The sequence below is a fragment of the Caballeronia sp. BR00000012568055 genome, from assembly GCF_029439455.1.
In the GTDB taxonomy this organism is placed as follows: domain Bacteria; phylum Pseudomonadota; class Gammaproteobacteria; order Burkholderiales; family Burkholderiaceae; genus Caballeronia.
In genome coordinates this window covers 50,065-63,668 of sequence record NZ_JAQFVG010000357.1, presented here as the reverse complement: position 1 = coordinate 63,668, position 13,604 = coordinate 50,065, and the positions used below count along the sequence as shown (strand labels likewise).

Genomic DNA, 13,604 nt, shown 5'->3' with positions numbered 1-13,604 from the left:
GCCATGAGCGATACCCAAGCCGAACACGACCACAGCGGCTGGAAACCACGCTCGAATCCGTGGCTGATCGCGGTCGTCGTCACGCTGGCGGCGTTCATGGAAGTGCTGGATACGACCATCGTGAACGTGGCGCTGCCGCATATCGCCGGGACGATGTCGGCGAGTTACGACGAGGCGACGTGGACGCTCACCTCGTATCTCGTCGCGAACGGCATCGTGCTGCCGATCTCCGCGTACTTCTCGAAGATTCTCGGCCGCAAGCGCTACTTTTTGATTTGCATCGGCGCGTTCACGGTATGTTCGTTCATGTGCGGTATCGCAACGAATCTCGGTGAACTGATCGTGTTCCGCTTGCTGCAAGGCTTCTTTGGCGGCGGCCTGCAACCGAGCCAGCAATCCATCATTCTCGATACCTTCCCGCCCGAACAACGCGGTCGCGCGTTCTCCATTTCCGCTGTGGCGATCGTCGTCGCGCCCGTGCTCGGACCGACGCTCGGCGGCTGGATCACCGACAACTTCACGTGGCGCTGGGTGTTTCTTATCAACGTTCCGGTCGGTGTACTGACGACTTTCGCGGTGACGCAATTCGTCGAAGATCCGCCGTGGCAGCAGAAGCAGGACCGCAAGAAGATTGGTTTCGATGGAATCGGCATCGGCCTGATCGCGATTGGTCTGGGCTGCCTGCAAGTGTTCCTCGATCGCGGCGAAGACGACGACTGGTTCCACTCGAACTTTATCACGACCTTCGCGGTGCTCGCGGTCATCGGTCTTGTCGGCGCGACCGTGTGGCTGCTGTACGCGAAAAGGCCCGTCGTCGATTTGCGTGTGCTTGCCGACCGCAATTTCGCCTTAGGGTGCGCGGCGATCTTCGGTTTTGCATCGGTGCTGTACGGCAGCGCGGTGCTGATACCTCAACTCGCGCAGCAACAACTCGGTTATACCGCGACGCTCGCGGGCCTCGTGCTTTCGCCCGGCGCAGTCTGCATCGTGTTTCTGATACCGATCGTGAGCAAACTGATGAACGTGATTCAGACGCGCTATCTCGTCGCGTTCGGCTTCTTTCTGATGGGCTGCGCGTTGTTGTACTCGCATCATCTGGTGCCGAACATCGATTATGTGACGCTGACGAAGATGCGCAGTGCGCAGTCCATCGGCATCGGCTTTCTATTCGTGCCGGTGACGACGCTCGCGTATCTCTCGCTGCCCAAAAACCTGAACGACGGTGCCTCCGCGCTCTTCACCATGTTCCGTAACGTGGCCGGTTCCATCGGCATTTCGCTGGCGACGGCGGCGATCCGCGAGCGCACGCAGGCGAATATGGCGCACATGGTCGAACATATGACGCCGCTGAATCAGCCGTATAACGATACAGTCGCGCGCATCGCCCGAACGCTGATGGACACCGGCCAGACGATGTCGCAAGCCATGACCGCCGCGACCGGGCAGATGTACAAGACCTTCGTCGCGCAGGCCACGATCCTCGCGTATCTCGACGTGTTTCTCGCGTGCGCGATTTTCTCGTTCCTGTTTATTCCGTTGTCGCTGTTCTTCTCGCCGGTGAAAGCGGCCGGTCAGGCAGGAGGACATTGAGATGAAACCGCGTCTTACCGTTTTATCGATGGCGCTCTTGCTGAGCGCATGCGCCGTCGGTCCCGACTTCAAGCAGCCGACCGCCGACGTTCCCGATAATTGGAACGACACGCAACGCGCGCAAAATGCGCCGAACGATCCGCGCGTGCCGCACGCCGATTCGCCTTCCATCGCGCAGACGAGCGCCGATCCCGATCCGCGTTGGTGGAAGCAGTTCAACGATTCCACGCTCGATTCGCTGATCGATCGCGCGGTGGCGGGGAATCTGGATTTGCAGGCTGCCGTGCTGCGTATCGAAGAAGCGCGCCAGCAATCGATCGCGGCGGGCGCGGCGGGTTTGCCGCAGATCAACGCGAACGCGAAGGTCACGCGTGAGCAGCTCGGTCTCAAGGGATTGCTGGAATCGCAAGGCGTGTATGACCAACTAAACAATGCGGGCAACAACGTAGGGCAGATCCGCCAGGCTCTTGATTCCGCGACCGGTCCGGTCACGGTCTATCAATACGGCTTCGACGCATCGTGGGAACTGGATTTGTTCGGGCGCGTGCGGCGATCGGTGGAATCGGCGAATGCGCAGGCTCAGGCGCAGGAGGAAAGCCGCAACGATGCGTTGGTATCGCTCGAATCCGAAGTCGCACGAACGTATGCACAGTTGCGCGGCGCGCAGGCGATCAAGCAGATCACGCTCGCCGAAATCGATGCCGAGCAGCAGATTCTCGATCTCACGCGCGAACAGGCGCGCGTCGGCCTGACGAGCCAGCAGGACGTGCAGAGCGCGAGCGCGCAGGTCGGCACCTTGCAGGCGCAGTTGCCCTCGCTCGATGCGCAGATCGCGCAGGCCATGAACGGACTTTCCGTGCTGACCGGCAGCCCGCCCGGCACGCTCGATGCCGAACTCATCGACCAAAACGGGACGGCCGTCGTGCCGCCCGTTCCGCCGACCGTGCCGGTTGGTTTGCCATCGACCTTGGCGCGGCGTCGGCCGGACATTCGGCGCGCGGAAGCGCAGCTGCATGCGGCAACGGCTGAGGTAGGCGTCGCGGTCGCGCAGTTGTATCCGGATATCTCGCTGACGGGACAGGTCGGCATGCGCGCATCGAAGGCGGATTATCTGGCGCGCTGGTCGAGTTTGTTCTGGTCGGTCGGCCCGAGCATTTCGCTGCCGATCTTCGAAGGCGGCCAATTGCGCGCGAATGTGCGGGTGGCGAAATCGGAAGCGGGGCAGGCGGCGTTGCAGTATCGGCAGACGGTGCTGACGGCCTTGCAGGATGTCGATAACGCGTTGGTGAACTATCGCACCGAGCAGGATCGGCGCGCGGCGCTGGTGCGCACGGTAGAGGCCAATCGCATTAGCTTGCAATTGGCGACGGATGCGTATCGCAAGGGAATAACGGCCTTTGTGACCGTGCTCGATGCCGAACGTCAGCTTGCACAGACGCGCGAGCAACTGGCGCAATCGACCGTCAATGTGACGACGAATCTGATCGCCGTGTACAAGTCGCTCGGCGGCGGATGGCAGCCGGACGACAACACACAGGCCACGGCAAAAAACTAAGGGCGGCGTTTTTTCCAGTCGTAATCGGCGGGCGGATCGGCGACGCCCGCGCGGCCAACCGACTGCGGATTTTCACTGCACAGCGTGATAAAGCCGATGTCTTCGCCATCGGCCTGACGCTTTCTCAACGCCTCCGCGAAACTCAGCGCCTGAGCGAGCGCATCGGCTTCGAAACGTTCGAAGCGAGCGTTTCTCTGCGCTTCCAGCCAGTAGACCACGAACATCGTTGTGCCTTTTTTCGACGATAGCTTGGTTCGGTCCGCACGCGTTTCTCGGTGCCGTGCAAAAGCTGCACACGGCGCAGAATCAACGCGGCGCGGGTATTCCCGAAGTGTAAAGCGGACGAGCCGCATGCAGCCTTGACGAAGGCTGAGCGTATGCGCAGCGGAACGAACGTTGCTTGATGAACCGCTCACCCCGGAGCCGAGATGCTACGACACCACCGTCTACCCGATCAGGCCGTCTGGCAGACCCCCGCACCCGCCACGCGCCACGATGAGCCGCGCGTGCTTATTGCCGATGACGACCACGAAGCGACACGCGCCATCTGCCTCGCGCTCGAAGACGCCGATTTCACCGTACGCGCGGTGCATACCGGACTCGATGCGGTGCGGCTTGCACGCAAATGGCGCCCCGGCGTCGTGCTGCTCGATCTGATGATGCCGCTCGGCGATGGTTGGGAAGCCGCCGAAGCCATTCGCGCGATCGATGTCGATATGCTGCTGCTCGCGCACACCAGCCGCACCGATCCGGAAGACCTGACGCGCGCGCAACGCACGGGCTTCAACGGCTATTTCACGAAGCCGACCGAACTGGAAAGCATGATCGGCCTGATGCGCCAATACTTTTTTGCGGAAAGCGAGCCGCGCGGCGGATGATTCAGTGTTCCATCGTACTTGGCTGAAACGCGGCCGTGCGGATTGCCGCTTCGTTCATATCGATTTCCCCGCGCGTTGATGACGTGCGCTGCAGGCCCGCGCTGTATCCGGTGCGGAAGGCGCGGCGGAATGATTCGTCGCGCGCGGCCGGATTGGCGTTTGCTTCAAGCGCAGCGGTCAGCGCCATTTGCTCTTGCGTGAGCGAACGCAACAGCCTGAACACTTCTCCCTGACTCTGCGCCGAACAGCTCGCCAGATACTTCAGTCCGTCGGCGGCAGTCAGCACATCGGCGAGCGCGTGGATGGAGCGCGCTTTGCCGGCGCAGAGCGTTTCTATCGAAGCCGAGTGGACGGTGACAGTCTGGCCGTCATCGCCGATGGTGATTTTCAGTTCATTCATTGGTCATCCTTAGTAAAGCCGCGTCCTGCAAGTCGATCAAACAGGAGCGTGCCGTCAGTCATGCATTGACGTGGCGTGGTTGCTGATCGCCGGTTTGGCGTGCCGACCGGCCGGGTTCGGTATCGACATGCGCCTTGAGGACATCGTCCCAATACTGGCAATAGCCCGCCCAGAATGGCATTTGCGTTTGAGCCGAAGCGCTTTCGGGCAGCGGATGCGGCAGCATGCGCGCCAGCCGCGCGATTTCCTTGCGCTTCCATTGCAACAACGCGCGCGCGCCGCCGCGTGTCGGCGTGCGCGCGCCGTTGATGTCCGACATGGCGAGCCAGAAACCCTCGGCGGGATGCGACGCCATATGCGTGAGGATCGATGTATCGGCTTTCGGGCCGCGCTCATGGCACACGATGGCGCCGATCTGGCCAAGCAGATACATCGACCGGGCGAAGGAATGGTTGTCTCTTTGCAGCATTGCGCCTCTCGTTCTTCTCAATATTGATATGTTGTTACTTCGTTTTATTAAGATACCGTATCGAAAACATCTCCAACTGCGTTTCGACAAAATGCTACGTTCGCGGCAACGAAAAAAGCCCCTGCAACCTGTGCAGAGGCCTTTATTGCTGTATCGACCTGAATGATTCAGTGACCGTGTTGCTGCGCGTAATCCACATGCTGATGTGCCTGCTCGATGGCAATCTGTTCTTGCTGCTGGCGATGTTCGAGCGCCGCATGCATGCCCTTGTCGTAAAACGAATGGGCGGTGTGATGTTCGAGGGCATCGATCAGCGGAAGCTGTTCTTCGGCAACCGATTGCAGAAGATTCAGCATGTCGCGCTTCATCGTGTCGTTGAAGTTATCGGTTGCGCCGGGTGCGGACACCATATTCACCAGCGAATTCAGCAAGCGCGCGCGGCTGCGGCAGTGTTCGACGATCGGCGTGTTGTGAGCGATGACGGTGTTGCCCTGTGCATCGACCGAGACTTGAAGCTTGTTCATATCGACTCCTATCCAATTGATGGTCCGGGCAATATTTAACCTGAGCGCGTTACGCAATACCTTAAGAAATATCGGAGTCGTACGACAGCGCGGTAACGGTTTGTCGCAAGGTTCGACGCGTGCGCGCCTTCGCGTAACTCGGGATGCGCGCTGGAACGAATCGTGTTACACATGTTTTCTACGGTGTTGCACACCTTTCGAACACACTTCCAAATCCCTTGCGACGACTCGCGACTCTCTGGCGTCTTGGCCGTGCATTTGCGCGCGAGAGCCATCTCACCGACGACGGCGCGTCGATGCAGCGTGTGGCGCGCTTCTTCGCCACGCACGGCGCACGCGCCGCGCCGCTGACATCGGGTGTGCCGGTGCTCAAGCAATTGCCGCGCGTGCTGATGTCGGCGTCGGACGCGCTCGCGCGTCATCCGGCGCTCGCGGAAACGGCTGTGCGCGTCGCATTGACGGAAATGGACGGCCTGTTCGAACCTTACGATGCCGAACGCTTTCGCGCGGTCTGCACGGCCGCGCTGTCCGCGACGCCTGGCGAAGTCACCGAAGTCACCGAAGTAAGCGCGACGCCGTTGCGCTCCGGCATCGCCGAACAAACGCACACGGCGCGAATCGGACCGATGCCCGTGCGCATTACGCTGTTGCGCCCCGACGCGCGCGACGAACTCTCCGACGACCTCGATCTCGCGCTCGCGGCGGCGCGCTTTGCCGAGCGTCATTCGGCGAAGGCGCGCGGCATGCACGCGGCGCAATGGATCGCCCGCACCAAAGAAAATGTCGATGCAATGATCGACCTGCGCCAGCGCGCCGCCGATCAAAGCTATCTGCGTTTCCGGCTGCGCGAGGACAATCGGCTTGCGGTGCCCGAAGTGCTCTGGGACTTCAGCAACGCCGCCGTGCTGACCACGCGCGCGATCCGCACCGTGCCGTTGTCGGATTCGCAGGCGCTCGCGCTTAACGGTCTCGATCAGGCCGATCTCATCGCGACGTTGATCGAGGCGTTCTTCGAAATGGCGCTGGGCGTGGGGCTTTATCACGCGGGATTGGATGCGGCGGGCGCGCGCGTCAGTATCGATCCGGATACGTACGGCCAACTCGTGCTCGAAGCCGATAACCCGACGATGTTTTTCGCGGCGCATGAACGCGATTTCATCGTCGGCGTCTCCGATGCGCTGCTCGACGGCGATCACAAAGCCGCCGCGCGCACGCATCTCGAACACGGCCGGCCGGAGAGCAACGCCACGCATCATGAAGTGCGCGTCGAATCGACATACCGGCGCGAGGCGGAGCGTTTCGCGTCGCACGGTTCGCGGCAGCACGCCCGCGTTTCCCATCTTTTCGATGCCATCGGCCGCGCGCCGGTCGAGCATATGTTCAGCGCGCAGCACGGACGCATTGCGTCGCGGGCGGTGATGCTGTCGCGATCGGTGGAATCGATCGAACGGATGGTGCATGAAGTCGCGCCGGATATCGACGTATGGAAGATCGCGCGCAAGGTCATCGCGCGGCTGGCGCGCGATCAGTTCAGTTTGCGCGGCTTCGCGGCACGGCTTGTCAACGAAGCGGCGCACTGGCCGCATACGCTACCGCGTTTGCCTTCGCTGATTGCGCGTCGTGCGGATGCGGCGTCACACAAGCGCTGACCTAGCGCGTGCCCGGACTCATGCATTCCGCTATTGCAAGGCAGGCGGCTTTCAAAGGCTCGACGTAGGTTTGCATCGGCGTTTCGCATTTTCTGAACAGCGGAATGCTGACGCTCACGCAACCGAGCGTTGCGCCGTTCGCGCCGATGATCGCGCTGCCGTAGCAGAAAATCTGCGCCTCGTTTTCCTCGCGGTCTTCGGCGTAGCCGCGTTCGCGCGTGGCATCGAGTTCGGCATCGAGCGCGCTTCGTTCGATGATCGTATTCGGCGTGAAGCGCTCGAACGTCAGACCGTGCAACAGGGCATCGCGTTCGGCGGGCGGCAGTGTCGATAAAAACGCCTTGCCGACCGAACTCGAATACAGCGTCACGCGCGTACCGATCCGCGACGCCATCCGCACCGCATGCGGACTTTCGAGCTTTTCGATATACACCATCTCCGCGCCGCTGCGCACCGCCAGATGCACGGTTTCCTGCGTGGCGTCGCGCAATGTCTGCAACGCGTCGGTCGCGGCGATGCGCAGGTCCGAGCGCTCCCAACTGCGGCTCGCCAGCGACATCAGACGCGGACCGAGTGCGTAACATCCGCCGCGCGCGTGCTCGATCGCCAGCCCTTCCGCCATCAACGCCCCGACAATCCGATACACCGTCGGACGCGGATAGCTCGACAACTGCGCGAGTTGCGCGATGGTCGGCGGTTCATCGGCATCGGCGATCAACTGCATCACCGCCATGAATTTCGAGAACGCGGCGGTGCCGGTGGCTTTGCTGCTGTCGGGCGTGTTCATGCTCATGCTCACGTTCATGCGACGAGATAGCCGCCATCGACGGGCACGATCGCGCCCGTCATGAACGACGCCGCCGGCGACGCCAGAAACGCCGTCACGCGCGCGACGTCTTCGGGCAAGCCCCAGCGGTTCATCGGCGTGCGATCGAGAATGGCCTGCGAGCGGCCGTCGTCGTCCTGGAGCGCCTGCGTGAGCGGCGTGGCGATCCAGCCGGGCGCAACGGCGTTGACGCGAATGCCGTCCGCCGCATACGCGATCGCCAGCGACTTCGTCAGTTGCGCGACGCCGCCCTTGCTCGCGCTGTACGCGGGCACGAGGCCGCCGCCGAAGAACGTCAGCATCGACGCGGTGTTGACGATCGAACCTTTCGATGCAGCGAGCAAGGGACGCGCGGCGGCGCACATGCGCATCGTGCCGCTAAGATTCACGGCGATCACGCGCTCGAAGGTTTCGATATCGTGCTCGTCGCCGCGCCGGATCATGCCGGCGCAATTGACGAGCACATCGAGCGATTCGAGCTTGTCGAACAACGCGGCGGTGCTGGCGGGATTGGCGACATCGAGATCGATCAGTTCGATGCCATCGCCGAGTGCGTCTTTAGGCGCAAGACCGCACGCAAGCACGCGCGCCCCGAGCGCCGCGAATTGCCGCGCGATCCCCGCGCCGATACCCTGCGTGCCACCCGTGACGACCACGGTTTTATCGGCGAATAAATCAGCTTGGAAAGTCATAACGTACTTTTAAATTCAAACGACAGGAACCGCCGCCGCCTGCTGCTCGGAATCCTGAATCGGCGAGCGCACGACGAACATGTACACCAGCGCCGCCGCGAACGCCACGGCTGCGCTGATCAAAAACGCATTCACGAACGAGTGCGTCTTGTCCACCACCAGCCCGGTGATAAACGGCGCGAACGAGCCGCCGAAGTATCCGCCGAAATTCTGAATACTCCCGAGCGATGCCACCATATGACGGGGCGCGGCCACCGACACCAGCGCCCACGCGGCGCCGCTCGCCATATTGACGAAGAACATCGCGGCGGAAAGATAGACGATCGCGAGCGTCAGATTCGGCGTGAACGCGGCGGGCACCGTGAACAACGCGCCGCCGATCAAACCGGTGCGAATCGGCCACTTGCGGCTGCGAATGGGCGCGACGCCGCGCGCCATCAAACCATCCGCGATAAAGCCCGACGACAACATGCCAAGCGTGCCCGCCAGATACGGAATCGTCACGACCCAGCCGGTTTTAGCGATGGTCAGATGCCGCTCGTGCTCCAGATACGCGGGCAGCCAGGTCAGATACAGCCACACCATATAGATCACGCCCATAAAGCCGAAAATCATGCCCCACGTCGTAGCCTTGGCGAACAGCCCGCGCCATTCCGCGAAGCTCATATTGCGCTCCTGACGCTGCGCCGGTTCGCCCTCGGTCAGATGCGCAAGCTCCTGCGTTTCCAGCGTCACATCCCGCCGATTCCGATACACGATGTACCAACCGATCGCCACCGCAATCCCTAGCACGCCCATGATGACGAACATGTTGCGCCAGCCGAAGTTGAGCAGCAGCACGGTGAGAATCGGCGGCGCGAGTGCGGGGCCGATGGTCGATGACGTCACGAAAATGCCCGTCGGCTTGCCGCGTTCGCGCTGGGCGAACCATTCGGAGACGACTTTCGCGCCCGCCGGAAACTGCGGCGCCTCGCCGATGCCGAGCGCAATCCGCGCCGCCAGAAACTGATGCAGACTGGTCACCAGCCCGCCGAACAACTGCGCCACCGACCACACGAACATGCCGAGGCCGAGCATGACGCGCGCGCCGAATCGATCGAGCATCACGCCGATAGGCAATTGCGAAAACGCGTATGCGAACGAGAACGCCGACAACAGCAGACCCATTTGCGATGCCGACAACCCTAGTTCTTGGGATACCGAATGATTGGCAATCGACAGCGTGCTTCGATCGAGATAATTGACGATGCCCGCCAGCGTCAAAAACGTGAGCGCGACCCACTGAATGCGCTTCAGGCGCGGTGATTTTTCAAGCATGTGTCTCCTCCGGATGCTCTTTTGAGTCTAATCGGATGTTCATCGGATGAACTGATCTGTGTAGTCCGCGCCGAGTCCTACGGATTCGTAGTGCTTGCGGCACATATCAACCTTGGTGAAGACGTCTTCGTAGCCGGTGTAATTGCCGTAGGGATCGCAATAGAACATCACGCCGTTCACCTGGAAATACGTGATCATTTCTTCGACGTCTTCGGGCACATACAGCGTGTGCGTCTCGCCAGGCGGCTCGAAAACGTAGCTGCCTTCGGTCGCTTCCCAATCGTGTTCGAGATAGCGCCAGCGGCCTTTGAGCACCATGCCGTGCACCGCCTGCGGATGCCGATGCCGCGACAGCACGCCAGACTTGCGCACGCGCAGCAGGTTCATCCAGTAACCGGTCGATACGTTCAGACACAGCGGACGAAACCACACGTTTTCGGCTTGCGGCACCCAGACGCGTTCATCGTCTGGAATCGCTGTCGGCACGACGATTTCCGGCAGAGCGTCTTTGGGGAAGGGGAGTTGGTACGGCGTTAAGGCATCCGCCGAATTGGCTGGCGCGGGCATCGCGTCTCCTTTTGTCCATATTGTGGATTGATGAATCAGATTATGGACATATAGTCGGCGTGTATGTGGCGGTTGTCAATAAGTGTTGAATCCACCTGTTTTCGTGAACGCAAAAAAAAGCGGACCCCGAAAGGTCCGCTTCTTCATCACGCAAAGTCGATGAAACCGCTTATCGCGCCATCATCAACATATGCACGTTATGCATCACCCACACCGTCCCGATGATAATCACCAGCGACATCGCGATGGTGTAAGCAAACGACCACGCATGCCAGCGCTGTTCCTTCGACGCGTTAACGTGCAGGAAGAACACCACGTGCACGATCATCTGGATCGCGGCCAGCACCGCCAGCGCGACGAGTGCGCTTTCGCCGCTGAACGCGCCCGACTTCACGCTCCAGAACGAAGCCACCGTCAACACGACAGCCAGCACGAAGCCGATCAGATAACCGCGCACGGAAACGTGCGGCAGGTCGCTGTGGTGGCCGCTATGGTTGCTATGTGCCTGAGCCATTACGCCATACTCCCGAGATAAACGAACGAGAACACGCAAATCCAGACGATGTCCAGAAAGTGCCAGAAAAGGCTGAGACACGCGAGACGACGCAGACGGCGCTCGTCCGTGCCGGTCTTCATGACCATTTGCACCATCAGCACCAGCATCCAGATCATGCCGAAGGTCACGTGCAGACCGTGCGTGCCGACCAGCGTGAAGAACGCCGACCAGAACGCGCTGCGGTTCGGACCCGCTTGTTCCGCGATCAGATGCGCGAACTCGTGCAGTTCCAGATACAGAAAGCCCGCGCCGAGCAGGAACGTCACGCCGAGCCACGCCAGCACCATCGGCTGCTTGCGACGATGCGCGCTGATCATCGCGAAGCCGAAGGTCAGACTGCTCATCAGCAGCAACGCGGTTTCGTAACCGACATCGGTGAGATCGAACAACTGCTTCGGCGTCGGGCCGCCTGCGGTTTGCATCGCGAACATCGCGAAGGTCGCGAACAAGGACGCGAACAGCACGCAGTCGGTCATCAGATAGGCCCAGAAGCCAAATACCGATTGCGAATGCGCGTGCTCGACATCGTGCGCATCGTCATGCGCGTGAGCGTGTTGAGACAGAGACGACATCAGAGAACCTCCACTTCCAGATCGCGTGCGACACCTGCGCGGTCATTCGACTTCGGCGGCGTATAGCCTTCGATCGCCATGACTTTCGACGCCGGGATGATATAGCCCTCGTTCTTGAGGAAGCTATGGCCGATGACAACAGCCGCAATCCCCACCGCCGACGCAATCACGAGCCACCAGATATGCCAGATCAGCGCAAAACCGAGCGCCATGCTGATCAGACCGACCAGCAGACCCGCGCTCGTATTCGACGGCATATGGATGCCACGGAACTTGCCCTGATACAGGCTCACGCCGGTTTCCTTGGCATCAGCGAAGGCGTCGAGTTCTTTCACTTGCGGCATGCGCGCGAAGTTATAGACCGGCGGCGGCGAGCTGATCGACCATTCGAGCGTACGGCCGCCCCACGGATCGCCCGTCACATCGCGATATTCCGCCTTGTTGCGATTGATGATCGACACCACGATCTGCGCCACCTGGAACACCACGCCGACCGCGATGATCGCCACGCCAATGGCCGCGACGATGAAGTACGGCTGCCATGCGGGGTTATCGTAGTGATTCATACGGCGCGTCGCGCCCATGAAGCCAAGCACGTACAGCGGCATGAACGCCACGAAGAAGCCGACGAACCACGCGTAGAACGCGCACTTGCCGAGCTTGTCGTTCAGCTTGAAGCCGAACACCTTCGGCCACCAGTACGACACGCCTGCAAAGTAACCGAACACCACGCCGCCGATGATCGCGTTATGGAAGTGCGCGATCAGGAACAGCGAGTTGTGCAGCACAAAGTCCGCGCCCGGAATGGCGAGCATCACGCCCGTCATGCCGCCGATGGTGAACGTGATCATGAAGCCGATGGTCCACAGAATCTGCGACGTCATCTGCACGCGGCCACGGTACATCGTGAACAGCCAGTTGAAAATCTTCACGCCGGTCGGGATCGAGATGATCATCGTCGCGATACCGAAGAACGCGTTGACGTTCGCGCCCGAGCCCATCGTGAAGAAGTGATGCAGCCAAACCAGGAACGACAGCACCATGATGCAGCACGTTGCGTACACCATGGTCTTGTAGCCGAACAGCGGTTTCTTCGAGAACGTTGCGACCACTTCCGAGTAGATACCGAAAGCCGGCAGAACCAGAATGTAGACCTCGGGGTGACCCCAGGCCCAGATCAGGTTCAGATAGACCATCGGGTTGCCGCCGCCGTCATTGGTGAAGAAGTGCATGTCCGCGTAACGGTCCAGACCGAGCAGCGCGAGCGCCACGGTCAGAATCGGGAACGTTGCCATGATCAGGATGTTCGAGCAGAACGCGGTCCACGTGAACACCGGGAGCTTCATCCACGTCATGCCGGGCGCGCGCATCTTCACGATGGTCACGAAGAAGTTCACACCGGACAAGAGCGTGCCTACGCCGGAAATCTGCAAGGCCCAGAGGTAGTAATCCACACCCGTGCCCGGACTGAATTGCAGCTCCGACAACGGCGGATACGCCAGCCATCCCGCCGTCGAGAACTCGCCGATAAACAGCGAGATATTCACGAGCATGGCCGCTGCGAACGTCATCCAGAAGGACAGCGAGTTCAGCATCGGGAACGCGACGTCGCGTGCGCCGATCTGCAGGGGCACCACGAGATTGAAGAACGCGACCAGCAGCGCCATGGCCATGAAGAAGATCATGATGGTGCCGTGCGCCGAGAAAATCTGGTCGAAGTGATGCGGCGGGAACGGTCCTTCCGCATTCATCGCGACGGCTTGTTGCGCGCGCATCATGACGGCATCGGCGAAACCGCGCACGAGCATCAGGAAGGCGAGCACGAGATACATCACGCCGATGCGCTTGTGATCAGTGGATGTCAGATACTCGCGCCACAGCCAGCCCCACTTGCCTAGCTTGGTGATGACGGCCACCGTAGCGAGCACCATCAGAGCCATGAACGCAGTCGCGCCCATGATGACGGGTTCGTGATACGGGATCGCCTCGAGCGTTAATTTGCCGAACAT

At 61.0% G+C, this 13,604-nt stretch carries 15 protein-coding genes; 4 read left to right on the top strand and 11 right to left on the bottom strand.

Features of this window, described 5'->3' with window-relative positions; genetic code table 11:
- Positions 1–3 precede the first annotated feature (3 nt).
- A complete protein-coding gene (locus P7F28_RS31225) occupies positions 4–1,590 on the top strand; it encodes a DHA2 family efflux MFS transporter permease subunit (RefSeq protein WP_277189111.1) in 1,587 nt (528 codons plus the stop codon).
- A 1-nt stretch (position 1,591) separates the two neighbouring features.
- Positions 1,592–3,145 (top strand): efflux transporter outer membrane subunit, encoded by a 1,554-nt coding sequence (locus P7F28_RS31220; protein WP_277189109.1) that lies wholly within the window; start codon positions 1,592–1,594, stop codon positions 3,143–3,145.
- On the opposite strand, the gene P7F28_RS31215 is transcribed toward P7F28_RS31220, so the two are convergent.
- Complete coding sequence (locus P7F28_RS31215; protein ID WP_277189107.1) at positions 3,142–3,369, bottom strand: hypothetical protein; 228 nt, start codon at positions 3,367–3,369, stop codon at positions 3,142–3,144. The genes P7F28_RS31220 and P7F28_RS31215 overlap by 4 nt on opposite strands.
- A 204-nt stretch (positions 3,370–3,573) precedes the next feature.
- Between P7F28_RS31215 and P7F28_RS31210 the strand changes: the two genes are divergently transcribed.
- Positions 3,574–4,023 carry a response regulator gene (locus P7F28_RS31210; protein ID WP_277189105.1) on the top strand — a complete coding sequence of 150 codons (450 nt, stop codon included), beginning with the start codon at positions 3,574–3,576 and terminating at the stop codon, positions 4,021–4,023.
- Between the two features lies 1 nt (position 4,024).
- Here the strand turns inward: P7F28_RS31210 and P7F28_RS31205 are convergent, their stop codons facing one another.
- From P7F28_RS31205 to P7F28_RS31195, 3 genes are all read right to left on the bottom strand, one after another.
- Positions 4,025–4,423 (bottom strand): hypothetical protein, encoded by a 399-nt coding sequence (locus P7F28_RS31205; RefSeq protein ID WP_277189103.1) that lies wholly within the window; start codon positions 4,421–4,423, stop codon positions 4,025–4,027.
- Positions 4,424–4,481: 58 nt separating this feature from the next.
- Entirely contained in the window at positions 4,482–4,892 is a 411-nt protein-coding gene (locus P7F28_RS31200) for a hypothetical protein (RefSeq protein WP_277189101.1), read from the bottom strand.
- A gap of 167 nt (positions 4,893–5,059) precedes the next feature.
- Positions 5,060–5,416 carry a hypothetical protein gene (locus tag P7F28_RS31195; RefSeq protein ID WP_277189099.1) on the bottom strand — a complete coding sequence of 119 codons (357 nt, stop codon included), beginning with the start codon at positions 5,414–5,416 and terminating at the stop codon, positions 5,060–5,062.
- Positions 5,417–5,634: 218 nt separating this feature from the next.
- Between P7F28_RS31195 and P7F28_RS31190 the strand changes: the two genes are divergently transcribed.
- Positions 5,635–7,065 carry an AarF/UbiB family protein gene (locus tag P7F28_RS31190; RefSeq protein WP_277189097.1) on the top strand — a complete coding sequence of 477 codons (1,431 nt, stop codon included), beginning with the start codon at positions 5,635–5,637 and terminating at the stop codon, positions 7,063–7,065.
- A 1-nt stretch (position 7,066) separates the two neighbouring features.
- Here P7F28_RS31190 and P7F28_RS31185 read toward each other — a convergent pair whose 3' ends face one another.
- The 7 genes from P7F28_RS31185 to cyoB all read right to left on the bottom strand — a co-directional run bounded on the left by P7F28_RS31185 (position 7,067) and on the right by cyoB (position 13,604).
- On the bottom strand, positions 7,067–7,858 hold the full coding sequence (locus tag P7F28_RS31185) for an IclR family transcriptional regulator (RefSeq protein WP_277189095.1): 792 nt from the start codon (positions 7,856–7,858) through the stop codon (positions 7,067–7,069).
- Between the two features lie 8 nt (positions 7,859–7,866).
- A complete protein-coding gene (locus P7F28_RS31180) occupies positions 7,867–8,583 on the bottom strand; it encodes an SDR family NAD(P)-dependent oxidoreductase (protein WP_277189093.1) in 717 nt (238 codons plus the stop codon).
- A gap of 15 nt (positions 8,584–8,598) precedes the next feature.
- Positions 8,599–9,900 (bottom strand): MFS transporter, encoded by a 1,302-nt coding sequence (locus tag P7F28_RS31175; RefSeq protein ID WP_277189091.1) that lies wholly within the window; start codon positions 9,898–9,900, stop codon positions 8,599–8,601.
- Positions 9,901–9,939: 39 nt separating this feature from the next.
- Positions 9,940–10,467 (bottom strand): 2,4'-dihydroxyacetophenone dioxygenase family protein, encoded by a 528-nt coding sequence (locus P7F28_RS31170; RefSeq protein WP_277189089.1) that lies wholly within the window; start codon positions 10,465–10,467, stop codon positions 9,940–9,942.
- A gap of 169 nt (positions 10,468–10,636) precedes the next feature.
- Complete coding sequence (gene cyoD, locus P7F28_RS31165; RefSeq protein ID WP_277189087.1) at positions 10,637–10,981, bottom strand: cytochrome o ubiquinol oxidase subunit IV; 345 nt, start codon at positions 10,979–10,981, stop codon at positions 10,637–10,639.
- Positions 10,981–11,595 carry a cytochrome o ubiquinol oxidase subunit III gene (gene cyoC, locus P7F28_RS31160; RefSeq protein ID WP_277189085.1) on the bottom strand — a complete coding sequence of 205 codons (615 nt, stop codon included), beginning with the start codon at positions 11,593–11,595 and terminating at the stop codon, positions 10,981–10,983. The genes cyoD and cyoC overlap by 1 nt, the downstream gene beginning before the upstream one ends.
- Positions 11,595–13,604, bottom strand: coding sequence for a cytochrome o ubiquinol oxidase subunit I (gene cyoB / locus P7F28_RS31155; protein WP_277189083.1), 2,010 nt, complete (start codon positions 13,602–13,604; stop codon positions 11,595–11,597). Before cyoB ends, cyoC begins: the two co-directional genes overlap by 1 nt.

Excerpts from the sequence above, each read along its gene's own strand:
- P7F28_RS31220 (WP_277189109.1), top strand. The coding sequence starts at position 1,592 with ATGAAACCGCGTCTTACCGTTTTATCGATGGCGCTCTTGCTGAGCGCA.
- P7F28_RS31195 (WP_277189099.1), bottom strand. The coding sequence starts at position 5,416 with ATGAACAAGCTTCAAGTCTCGGTCGATGCACAGGGCAACACCGTCATC.
- cyoC (WP_277189085.1), bottom strand. The coding sequence starts at position 11,595 with ATGTCGTCTCTGTCTCAACACGCTCACGCGCATGACGATGCGCACGAT.
- P7F28_RS31225 (WP_277189111.1), top strand. The coding sequence starts at position 4 with ATGAGCGATACCCAAGCCGAACACGACCACAGCGGCTGGAAACCACGC.
- cyoB (WP_277189083.1), bottom strand. The coding sequence starts at position 13,604 with ATGTTCGGCAAATTAACGCTCGAGGCGATCCCGTATCACGAACCCGTC.
- P7F28_RS31180 (WP_277189093.1), bottom strand. The coding sequence starts at position 8,583 with ATGACTTTCCAAGCTGATTTATTCGCCGATAAAACCGTGGTCGTCACG.
- P7F28_RS31215 (WP_277189107.1), bottom strand. The coding sequence starts at position 3,369 with ATGTTCGTGGTCTACTGGCTGGAAGCGCAGAGAAACGCTCGCTTCGAA.
- P7F28_RS31210 (WP_277189105.1), top strand. The coding sequence starts at position 3,574 with ATGCTACGACACCACCGTCTACCCGATCAGGCCGTCTGGCAGACCCCC.
- P7F28_RS31185 (WP_277189095.1), bottom strand. The coding sequence starts at position 7,858 with ATGAGCATGAACACGCCCGACAGCAGCAAAGCCACCGGCACCGCCGCG.
- P7F28_RS31175 (WP_277189091.1), bottom strand. The coding sequence starts at position 9,900 with ATGCTTGAAAAATCACCGCGCCTGAAGCGCATTCAGTGGGTCGCGCTC.
- P7F28_RS31170 (WP_277189089.1), bottom strand. The coding sequence starts at position 10,467 with ATGCCCGCGCCAGCCAATTCGGCGGATGCCTTAACGCCGTACCAACTC.
- P7F28_RS31200 (WP_277189101.1), bottom strand. The coding sequence starts at position 4,892 with ATGCTGCAAAGAGACAACCATTCCTTCGCCCGGTCGATGTATCTGCTT.
- cyoD (WP_277189087.1), bottom strand. The coding sequence starts at position 10,981 with ATGGCTCAGGCACATAGCAACCATAGCGGCCACCACAGCGACCTGCCG.
- P7F28_RS31205 (WP_277189103.1), bottom strand. The coding sequence starts at position 4,423 with ATGAATGAACTGAAAATCACCATCGGCGATGACGGCCAGACTGTCACC.